At 36.7% G+C, this 10,918-nt stretch carries 8 protein-coding genes; 5 read left to right on the plus strand and 3 right to left on the minus strand.

The features are described from left to right. Nucleotides 1-16 precede the first annotated feature (16 nt). The gene (gene betI, locus AC1M9B_RS03870; protein ID WP_035268653.1) at nucleotides 17-598 is read right to left on the minus strand and encodes a transcriptional regulator BetI; all 582 of its coding nucleotides are present in this window, start codon (nucleotides 596-598) and stop codon (nucleotides 17-19) included. A gap of 248 nt (nucleotides 599-846) precedes the next feature. Between betI and AC1M9B_RS03875 the strand changes: the two genes are divergently transcribed. Next, the gene (locus AC1M9B_RS03875; protein WP_481608628.1) at nucleotides 847-2,883 is read left to right on the plus strand and encodes a choline transporter; all 2,037 of its coding nucleotides are present in this window, start codon (nucleotides 847-849) and stop codon (nucleotides 2,881-2,883) included. A gap of 34 nt (nucleotides 2,884-2,917) precedes the next feature. Beyond that, nucleotides 2,918-3,526: a MarC family protein gene (locus tag AC1M9B_RS03880; RefSeq protein WP_035268656.1), complete on the plus strand. Its 609-nt coding sequence runs from the start codon at nucleotides 2,918-2,920 to the stop codon at nucleotides 3,524-3,526. A 70-nt stretch (nucleotides 3,527-3,596) separates the two neighbouring features. Here AC1M9B_RS03880 and AC1M9B_RS03885 read toward each other — a convergent pair whose 3' ends face one another. Next, complete coding sequence (locus AC1M9B_RS03885) at nucleotides 3,597-4,211, minus strand: OmpW/AlkL family protein (RefSeq protein ID WP_481607322.1); 615 nt, start codon at nucleotides 4,209-4,211, stop codon at nucleotides 3,597-3,599. A gap of 309 nt (nucleotides 4,212-4,520) precedes the next feature. Between AC1M9B_RS03885 and AC1M9B_RS03890 the strand changes: the two genes are divergently transcribed. From AC1M9B_RS03890 to AC1M9B_RS03900, 3 genes are read left to right on the plus strand one after another with little or no spacing between them, the layout of a single operon-like run. Then, complete coding sequence (locus tag AC1M9B_RS03890; protein ID WP_481608629.1) at nucleotides 4,521-6,986, plus strand: heavy metal translocating P-type ATPase; 2,466 nt, start codon at nucleotides 4,521-4,523, stop codon at nucleotides 6,984-6,986. 23 nt (nucleotides 6,987-7,009) lie between these two features. Further along, nucleotides 7,010-7,402 carry a MerR family transcriptional regulator gene (locus AC1M9B_RS03895; RefSeq protein WP_481608630.1) on the plus strand — a complete coding sequence of 131 codons (393 nt, stop codon included), beginning with the start codon at nucleotides 7,010-7,012 and terminating at the stop codon, nucleotides 7,400-7,402. Between the two features lie 39 nt (nucleotides 7,403-7,441). After that, the gene (locus tag AC1M9B_RS03900; RefSeq protein WP_481608631.1) at nucleotides 7,442-7,639 is read left to right on the plus strand and encodes a heavy-metal-associated domain-containing protein; all 198 of its coding nucleotides are present in this window, start codon (nucleotides 7,442-7,444) and stop codon (nucleotides 7,637-7,639) included. Between the two features lie 76 nt (nucleotides 7,640-7,715). Here the strand turns inward: AC1M9B_RS03900 and AC1M9B_RS03905 are convergent. Next, nucleotides 7,716-10,918: BapA/Bap/LapF family large adhesin (locus AC1M9B_RS03905; protein ID WP_481595250.1), on the minus strand; the 3,203-nt coding region annotated here is incomplete at its 5' end.

The raw sequence follows: 10,918 nt of genomic DNA on the forward strand, positions 1-10,918 counted from the left end.
TAGTAAATATTAAAAATTATTGTGTAAGTTGCTGCTGGATAAAGGCATGGCAAAGACGGATAGAAAGATCAGTATCAATCTCACTTCTTGTTAATGCGCCCCTTAACCAGAACCCATCAATTAATGCAGCCAACCCTTGAGCTGCTTGCTCAGCTTTTAGGGGGCTTAAACGTTTTAAAAACTCATGTTTTAAATTTGAATGTAGACGACAGTGATTCACTTGCTGTAATCGGTGTAGATCGGGTTGATGCAAACTAATAGCCCAAAACGCTAGCCATACTTTCATCGCGGCTTGATTGGTCTGAGGAGTAGCAAAATTCGCTTTAACAATCGCCATTAAACGATCTTCTGGAGAATGTCCAACCTCTGATTTTAGATCCCTTACACTTTCTCCAAGTTGCTGTAGTAAATAGCGCATGGTTGCCTCAATCAATCCATTCTTGCCACCAAAATAATGACTAATAATACCCGTGGAGACACCTGCTCTTTGCGCGATCTGTTGAATGGATGCATCAGCAAAACCGAGCTCATTTACAGTGGAGAGAGTGGCATCAATCAATTGTTGACGACGAATGGGTTGCATACCAACTTTTGGCATAAGATGACCTAAACTTACAGGAGATTATAATTAGCGTTTATCAATAAGAACGCTGTAACATTAGTAAACGTTTTTTTAATTGAACGTTCAATCAATAAAAATTATAGTGCTATTACTTCCATGATGTACAGCTCAGTTTGTTTTGTATTTGCAAAAGTTTGTAATTGTGGATCAAGCAAGCTTCTATCAGGATATAAATCGAACTGCGCTGTAGATCATTTCATTACACATTGAATGGTCACGAATTTATGCATAACAAAAATGATCAAACGCAGGATAGTTTGAATAAGGTCGTGTTCTATGTATCAGCATCATTGATACTTTTGTTTTCGATCACCACAATTTTGTTTAATGAAGCTGCTAATAACGTCATTACACAAACCCTCAATTGGGTAAGCAGAACCTTTAGTTGGTATTACCTGTTGGCTGCGACACTCTATTTTGTCTTTATTGTATTTATCGCATGCTCTCGATATGGCGAAATTAAATTAGGACCTAAACACTCTAAGCCTGAATTTAGTTTACTAAGTTGGTCTGCAATGCTCTTTTCTGCGGGTATTGGTATTGATCTCATGTTCTTTTCCGTGGCTGAACCTTTATCGCATTACATGAACCCACCTGTGGGTGAAGGACAAACCTTTGAAGCAGCACGTCAGTCCATGGTATGGACCTTGTTTCATTATGGTTTAACTGGTTGGAGCATGTATGCATTGGTTGGTGTAGCCTTAGGTTACTTCAGTTATCGTTATAACCTTCCCCTTACGATCCGTTCAGCTCTCTACCCTATTTTTGGAAAAAAAATTAACGGCCCTATAGGTCATACTGTAGATACAGCAGCCGTCTTAGGTACAATTTTTGGTATCGCGACTACCTGTGGTATTGGTGTCGTACAACTCAATTATGGTCTTCATGTTCTTTTCGATCTACCTGAAAATTTGTGGATTCAAGCTGGTCTAATCGGGATCGCGGTGGTCATTACTGTAATTTCAGTAACGGCAGGTGTGAATAAAGGGATTCGCGTACTTTCTGAAATCAATATCTATGTCTCTATTGGGTTACTCCTCTTTATTCTTTTGATTGGCAATACAGAATTCTTGCTCGCAGGCTTAATCCAAAATTTAGGTGATTACCTCAGTCAATTCCCAAAATTGAGTTTAATGAGTTTTCCATTCGAACAACCTAAAGAATGGATGAACAGTTGGACGCTTTTCTTTTGGGCTTGGTGGATTGCATGGTCGCCATTTGTTGGTCTGTTTTTAGCACGTATTTCTCGTGGTCGTACCATTCGTGAATTTGTATTTGGTACGTTGATTATTCCGCTACTATTTACACTGACTTGGCTATCCATCTTTGGAAATAGTGCGCTTCACAATGTAATTTTTGATGGCAATGCGCAACTCGCAACTACCGTTTTAGAAAATCCAGCGCATGGTTTCTATGACCTACTTGCACAATATCCTGGTTTTACGTTCTTAGCAGGTATAGCAACAATTACAGGATTATTATTTTACGTTACTTCTGCAGACTCAGGCGCTCTTGTTTTGGGTAATTTCACAACAAAATTCACCAATATTGAGCATGACTCTCCAAGATGGCTTAGCGTATTTTGGGCTATAGCCATTGGTTTACTCACCTTGGCGATGCTGATGGCAAATGGTATTACTGCCTTACAGAACACAACCATCATCATGGGTCTGCCTTTTAGCTTTGTCATATTCTTTGTGATGGCGGGTTTGTACAAATCCTTGAGATTGGAAGATTTCAGACAAGCCAGTACTAGCTTAAATGCTGCGCCAGTCGTGGGCAATGTGGATATTCTCAATTGGAAAAAGCGACTCAGTCGCGTAATGCTGCACCCAAGCCATGAACAAACATTAAAAATGTTAGATGACGTGTGTAAACCTGCAATGGATGCCGTGGCACAGGAACTTTTATCCAAAGGTGTCAAAGTCGATGTGAATACTAAGCCTCTTGAAGATAATGCTGAGCTTTATCATTTGGACCTCATTATTCACTTGAATGAAGAAGAAAATTTCGTATATGAGATTTGGCCCGTTCGTTATGACACCCCTAACTTTAGTACCCGTGCTAAACGAACAAAGCGTTATTACTATCGTTTAGAAAGTTACTTGTTTGAAGGTTCGCAAGGTAATGATTTGGTCGGATACAACAAAGAACAAGTGATTAACGACATTTTGGACAAATATGAACGTCATATGATGTACCTTCATATTAACCGAATCAGTCCAGGTAAACGTCCACAATTTCCGGATCGTGACATTTAGTTAGTAGTAGCTCATCTAAACAAGGAAAATGACCATGTCAGAAAGTCTAAACGCCTTTGCTCTATTTTTTTCGTTGCTTAATCCCTTTTTAATGAGCATTTATATGCTTGGGATTATTCGAAATTCAGATGCAAAAGTTTTTAATATGGCCCTGATCCAAGGTAGTTTGATTAGCTTTGTGGTTTTTGTCATTTTTGCTAAAACAGGTGAAGCTTTTTTTAATGATGTACTTCATGCACGATTTGAATCTTTCCAAATTTTTGGTGGAATCATTTTCTTGGTGATTGGTTATCGTTATGTATTTGAAGGTGCTGATACGATTGGGGTCATGCGTGGAGCACCAAACCATTTGGCTGGTACGATCGCCATGCCTTTTATGATCGGTCCAGGAACAATCTCTGCATCTGTAATCACTGGCATTCAATTAAGTTTATGGCAGACGATCACAGTCATCTTTATGACCTTATTCTTAACCTGTAGTCTTTTGATATTAATGAAATATTTGCATGATAATTTACAGCATAAATATTCTAATTATATCGACTTATATGTAGATATCGTGGGTCGTGTTGCTGCATTGCTTATCGGTACGATTGCCATTGATATGATCGTGACTGGTGTTACTGGGATCATCAATGGCTAATTGAAGGTTGTTGTTGATATTTATAAAAAAGGAGTCTTATCATTGACTCCTTTTTTTTAAACCCTAATATTTAGAATCTATATCCGATATTTAAACTATACACCGTTGGATCTACGTCCACACTTCCTACCTTTTCTCCATTTACTTTTACATCAGTTTTGATATCCGCATATCGGATATCAGCACCAACACTCCATTGAGGGTTAAATTGGTAATCTACGCCTATTTGACCAGCCCAACCAAAAGAATCTGAGAGATCGAACTTATCACCACTATATAATCGGTCATTAAAAAAATAGGTATAATTTAAGCCCAGACCCACATAAGGTTGTAACTTTTCATTGGGTAAGAAGTGATATTGCACACTGAAAATTGGAGGTAAATGTTTTGTTTTTGCGACTTCATTACCAGCAACATTAATTTTATGCTCTGGTGGCAAACCGACTAATACATCAAATGCAATATTTGGTGTATAAAAATAAGAGATCGTGCCAGTGACTCCCCAAGCATCATCTATTGTGACGGGTGCTGTTTGATTAAAAATACTACCTGGAGAAGATGTGGGATCAATATTGCTAATCGCACCTCTTATCTTCCATTTATAATCTGCGCTGTGCGCATTAGAACTTAATGCCATGGTACTCAATAAAATCGCGAATAAACCAAAACTTAATTTATCATTCATATCATTACCCATTTTTTATAAATATCTGAAATTTTGAAGATTGTTAATCAATTAAATTGAATGCTTTAGATCATATCGATAATTCTTTTTGTTGGTTATTTTTTATTCTGATTTGTTTTGATGATTTTTTATTTAAGAAAATTTATTCAATTTAAATGGATTTTTGGAATATTGTTTTTAATTTAAGTGAGGAAAGAACATACGCCTAATTTGGATTCCAATCAGTAATGATGAAACAAGAAACAAATCTTATTGACCTTACCACAATGGGAAGGTTTAGAATGATCGTGACCTTATTTCAATCAGCATATGGAGTTAAGTATGTCATCTACTTCAACTAAATCTATTCAAATCAAAATTGAAGGAATGACCTGTGCTGCTTGTGTAAGCCGAGTTGAAAACTCATTAAAAAAAGTCGATGGTATTCAAGATGCCAGTGTGAACCTCGCCACTGAAATAGCTCAAATTGTGTTAACAACAGACGTAACAGATCAACAAATCATTCAAGCCGTAAATAAAACAGGTTTTAACACTAAAAAATGGGCAACAATAAAATTAAAAATTTTAGGCATGACTTGTGCTGCATGTGTGAGTCGAGTTGAACGTTCTTTACTAAAAATACCCGGTGTATTAGCAGCACAAGTAAGTTTGGCGACTGAGACAGCAAGCATTGATCTACTTTATCAAGTTCCTGTTGATCAAGTTATTGAGCGTATTGAAAGATCAGGGTTTGAAGCTGTACTTGAACAGCAAACGATCACAGCACTTCCAAATCGCGAACTTGAATCAAAAAAAATTCTCAAGCATTTTATTATCGCACTTGTACTCAGTATACCTATATTTATCATTGAAATGGGGTCGCACATCTTGCCTTCATTTCATCATTTTATAGGTACTTACATCAGTCAAAATCAGAGTTGGTTATTCCAATTTATTCTTGCGACTTTAGTTATTTTTATACCTGGACGGCATTTTTTCTCACAAGGTATCAAGTCACTGATAAATTTACATCCTGACATGAATTCTTTGGTGAGTTTAGGATCAGGAGCTGCCTATTTATATTCTATTGTTGCTACGTTCTTCCCAAATTTATTGCCACAACAGTCAGTGCATGTCTATTACGAACCTGCAACACTCATTATTACATTTATTTTATTAGGAAAATTTCTAGAAGCACGAGCTAAAGGTCGAACTTCCGCAGCGATACAACATCTGATTGGCTTACAACCTAAAACAGCGCGGGTTAGAGTATCTGACCTCCAGACTGAAGATATCTCGATTGATAAAATTACAATCGGTATGCAGGTTGAAGTGCGGCCTGGTGAAAAAATTCCTGTAGATGGCGTGGTTATTTCAGGTGAAGGCTTTGTAGATGAGTCAATGATCAGTGGAGAATCTTTTCCAATCCAAAAATTGATGGGTTCAGAAGTTGTTGGTGGAACCCTCAATCAAAATGGATTTCTTGTCATTGAAACCAAACATACTACTGAAAGTAGCATTTTATCGTCAATTATTCAGTTGGTTGAAAATGCTCAGACACAAAAGCTCCCCATACAATCTTTAGTCGATAAAGTCACCTTATGGTTTGTTCCATTTATCCTCTTTATTTCGATGATTACTTTCATCGCGTGGCTGGTGATTGGACCTGAACCTAATCTCAGCTATGCTATGATTAACGCCGTTTCTGTTTTGATTATTGCATGCCCTTGTGCGATGGGACTTGCAACCCCGATGTCGATTATGGTTGCGACGGGACGTGCTGCTGAACACGGAATTTTATTTAAAAATGCGACTTCACTTCAAAAACTTCGAGAAATTTCAACATTTGCATTTGATAAAACTGGAACCCTAACAATAGGTCAACCTGCGATTAGTCATATCGAGATTTTCGCACCATTTACACATCAACAGGTTCTACAAACTGTTGCATCTGTTGAATATCATTCCGAGCACCCAATTGCTAAAGCGATTGTTCAATATGCATCCGATCATCGTGTAAAGATGATCGAAATTTCAGAATTTAAGAGTATTTCAGGATTCGGAATCCAAGCACAATTGAATGGTCAGGATATTAAAATTGGATCTGTAGAGTTCATTACTCGAGAAAATGCTAAGATTTCTCATGCACTCTCTCACCATCAAAGATTACTAGATGAAGCTCAAACACCAATCGCGGTCTCCATCGATGGTGAGCTTGCATCAATTATTTTAATCACGGATCAATTAAGACCTGAAACCTACGAGGTTATGACTCAACTTAAAAAGAACGACAAGCACATTGCTTTGATTACTGGCGATCATCAAAATTCAGCGCAATATGTGGCGAATCAACTTAATATCAATGCAGTTTATGCACAGGTCAAACCACATGAAAAGTTAAACATTGTTGAGACCCTTCAAACGCGATATGGAAATGTTGCTTTTGTTGGTGATGGGATTAATGATGCTCCAGCACTTGCGCAAGCTCAAGTCGGTATTGCGATAGGTTCAGGTACGGATGTCGCCATTGAAACGGCTGACCTTATTTTAATGTCATCAAATTTGAATAACTTATCTAAAGCCATCAAATTAAGCGAAATAACTATTAGAAATATTCATCAAAATCTGTTCTGGGCTTTTTTATACAATATTTGTCTGATTCCAATTGCTGCAGGTATCCTTTATCCCTTAACAGGTATCCTGCTCTCACCTGTTTTGGCTGCGATCGCAATGGCACTTTCTTCGATATTTGTATTAGCGAATGCTTTAAGACTCAAAACTTTGAAACTAAATTAGACGCTTAAAGCAAAGGAAAGATCATGAATATTGGCGAATTAGCACGACGTTCAGGCTTAACTGCTAAAATGATTCGATATTACGAGAAAATCGATCTCATTTCTGTTCCGACCAGAAGCACTAGCGGTTATCGTGTTTACACAGAGCAAGACCTTTCGACTTTAAGTTTTATTAAACATGCTAAAGATCTTGGTTTTTCGATCGTTCAAATCAAGAGTTTAGTTGAGCTTTGGAAAAATCCTGACAGAAAAAGTGCTGATGTGAAAAAAATTACAGATCAACATATCCACTTTTTGACAGAACAAATTCATTCGATGCAATCAATGATTTTAAAATTAAAGGCTGCAAGTCAAATGTGCTCAAATGATTCGACTTCAAACTGCAGTATTCTGAATAAAATTGAGTATATTAATTAGATCATAACGATGATTGGTATTAACTAAGGTAAGATTTTTATGAAATTATATATTGAAAATATTAGTTGTTCTGGTTGTGCTAAAGGTGTCACTGCTTCAGTAATTTCACTTGATCCTAATGCAAGCGTCAATGTAGATGTTGCCAACAAAATTGCAGATATTCGTACAACATATAGCTTTGAAAAAATCGCTGAAGTTTTGACTGAAGATGGTTTCCCTCCTGAATTAAAAGATTAAATTGGTATAAAAAAGGCGAAACAATGTTTCGCCTTTTTTTTGTAAAACGCATACCGAAGTATGCGTTTTTAAATAATTAATAAATGATTTGACCGTTTTGAAGTAACTGCTCCAACGTCAGATCTGCATTTTGAGGACCAATATTCAGCAATTGAGTAGCTTCAAATTGTGTACCTTCACCATCGCGATCGATTGAAATTACAGAATCTTTAACAGTGATGTATTTACTTAAGATATCCGCAACTTGATCAGTCGAATCAGTTGAGAATGTAGTTGAAGTATTAGCATCAACAAATAGTTGAGATACATCAATTACATCGACACCTGCTTCGAAATCTGACCACGTATCAAAACCATTTCCACCCGTTGCATCGGCTTCATCAAGTAAGTTGAAGATTAATTTATCCGCACCAGAAACAAGGTTGAAAGTATCATTTAACCCACCACTGCTTACTACATTCGCATTTTCATCGCCATTTATAGTTTGAGTATAGCCAAAGACAAGTTCAGCCGTATCTTGACTTCCATTAACCGAAGTAGTCACATAAGTAAACTTGTCCTCACCAAAAGAATTCTTAGATGGTGTGTATGTATAATTGCCGGTATGATCTATTTCAAGTACGCCGTGCTCACCTTGAATTTTGATCTTATCATTACCAAATTTCGTATAAGCAGTTTGGTTTTGAACTTGAATTGAAGTTACTGAATCAGAACCAAGATCATTATCGAAAATGTTACCAGTAACAGGTTCAAGTGATTGTGAGTCTGTAGGTAGATATTCAGTAATAACTTGTTCCATTTTAACAGAACCAGAGAAATATGAAGAACCTGTAACATTCAACTCCAAAGTATAAGATCCTGCAGGAAGATTATTAACTTTGATTGTGTTTGTTGTAGTTTTAGACACTTCTACATCGCCACTTGCCACTGGATTCCCAGCTTTATCTTTGACGATGTAAGTCATTTTACGACCATCACCATTAATTGCTAATGTTGTTCCAACAGTGAATGTAACGTCAGCTGTAAGATCTTTCTCATAGTAGACAACATCACCTGATTTTATTCCTTCGACTTTAAATGCTTTCGAAACAGATGAGCCACTAGTTGCACCAAGATTTTCACTATAAGTACGCTCAGCGATTTCTGCCTCTACATTAATCACATCATTAATGTCGTCGTTTGATAAAAATGAATCTAAACGAATATTTAATGTAGTAGTTGCTAACTCACCTGTATTAGGATTTTTCAAATGAATTGAGAATGTTTCTACATCTAATTGACTTACTTTAACATCTTTATTCAATGTATATACATAAGTGCCGTCAGGATTGACCGTTAGCTTACCAAACTTTCCTTGAACTTCTGAATCTTGAGAAGTATTGAAACCATTTACTTTGATGACAATGAAATCATCTAAATTTTCAGTAGTCACATCGCCATTTATTTTTTGACCTTCAACGACAGTTTCGTAAGAAATAATCTTATCCGATACTGGTGTTAATGTAATGGTAGGTAAAACAGCAATACCAACTGTACTACCAGTCGTAATGGCTTTATATTGGCCTGGTTCTAAAACTACGTCAACATTTTGCTGAGATTCACCATAAGCAACTACAGCACCAACGATCGTGAACCAATCAGGAGTATTTGAATAGAGCTCCCAAAGCCCAGTATCTTCGTTAAGTCTATAAATTTCAAGCGATACAGGAATTGCACCTAAGCCGATTGGGGCACCACCTGCGGCTTTAAAACTTACTTCTCTTAAATTACCTTCACTAACATTTATTTCAATGGCATCTTCAAAATTAGCAACATTTACTGAGGCTACACCACCAAGTCCAACACTCGCAACGATAACTTGATCAATCTTAGACAGTACTTCACCTTCAGGAATAGGTAATTCTGTAGGGACCAAATCTACGATAAAATTTTCATCAATAACGGTGTAGTCAACATCTTTATTGTTGATAGTAATATTCAATTTAGCTTCAGATGTCTTACCTGTTTCAGGATCCTTTATTTGGTAAATGAAAGTTTCAACTGCACCAATTGAAGGTTTCTTCGAGCTGTCAATCACGTAAGTATATGAACCATCGAATTTTACAGTCAACGTTCCATACTGCCCAGCGTATTCTTTAGTCCCATTAAGTCCAACTTCAACAAATTGCGAAGTTGAATCCTGTGGTTTTACAGCAATTTGTGTATTTAAGTAATACATATCATGACCAGATTGGCCTTCAACCTGATTAACATCAGATAAAATATTACCTGAAATTGATCCACTAAGATTCGTTGGGTTATTGCCGTCGTTTATTTTAAGCTCTTGAACTTCGAGACGATTACCTGAAGCAATTGCAACACCACTATTACTTTGGATTAGTACGCGATAATTACCTTCATCTAAAGTTATAGAGCCTGTTTTTGAACCACCAAATGCAACAACTTCTAACCAATCTGTGTACAGCTGATCGACTTCCCAAACATCTGGTGCTACTTCTTTCAATACAATTAGATTAAATTTATTGCCAAGACTTATCCCACCGCTAACAGCTTTTAAACTAATATCAGCAGTGTTATTTTCTTTAATATTGAATGACAAATATTGATCAAAATCTAGCGCACTGACATCGGCAGCACCACCAATACCAACTTTTGCTACTCCAAATCCTGTTGCTGAATTACCATCGAATCCTGTATCTTCAAATAATTGAACGACATCTGTCTTTAATACTGGTTGACCTTCAACCAACTCAATAAATGATATAACTGATGGATCAACTGTTGCCACTATATTCACATCATTATCAACAGCTAGAATTTCAACTACAGTTACTAAGCCATCAATCGCTGATTGAAGTTCTTTTTGCGCTGGCAATACAGATCCTTCAAGACTTGGATTCGGTTGATTAGGATCTTTATATTGCGAAATTACAGCCTTAGCATCTGCAATCTCTTTAGTTAATTCACTTAAAGAGTTTTCAGTATACTTATCACGAGCTGTTTCGTTTTGAACAACCTTGTTTTCTGCTTGTTCAACGAGTTTTTCAAGATCTTCAATTGATTCTGCTAATAATTTCTCATTTTCAGCTGCTTCTTGTTGTGCATTGGTTTTTAATGCAGCATCTGCAGCGTCTAATTCATCAGTTGCTTTTTTAACTTCTTCTTTAGTTACATTTTTTGATGGATCACGACCATCAGCAACGAGTTGTAAAGCTTCATTAATTTCTTGTTGAAGTGCATCACGTGTTTCATCAGTATATCTTGCTGACTCTTCCAACT

It is taken from the genome of Acinetobacter sp. ANC_7513, from assembly GCF_056779915.1.

What these genes read in the sequence shown, in the direction of transcription:
- betI (WP_035268653.1), bottom strand. Translation starts at nt 598, where the DNA reads ATGCCAAAAGTTGGTATGCAACCCATTCGTCGTCAACAATTGATTGAT.
- AC1M9B_RS03875 (WP_481608628.1), top strand. Translation starts at nt 847, where the DNA reads ATGCATAACAAAAATGATCAAACGCAGGATAGTTTGAATAAGGTCGTG.
- AC1M9B_RS03880 (WP_035268656.1), top strand. Translation starts at nt 2,918, where the DNA reads ATGTCAGAAAGTCTAAACGCCTTTGCTCTATTTTTTTCGTTGCTTAAT.
- AC1M9B_RS03885 (WP_481607322.1), bottom strand. Translation starts at nt 4,211, where the DNA reads ATGAATGATAAATTAAGTTTTGGTTTATTCGCGATTTTATTGAGTACC.
- AC1M9B_RS03890 (WP_481608629.1), top strand. Translation starts at nt 4,521, where the DNA reads ATGGAGTTAAGTATGTCATCTACTTCAACTAAATCTATTCAAATCAAA.
- AC1M9B_RS03895 (WP_481608630.1), top strand. Translation starts at nt 7,010, where the DNA reads ATGAATATTGGCGAATTAGCACGACGTTCAGGCTTAACTGCTAAAATG.
- AC1M9B_RS03900 (WP_481608631.1), top strand. Translation starts at nt 7,442, where the DNA reads ATGAAATTATATATTGAAAATATTAGTTGTTCTGGTTGTGCTAAAGGT.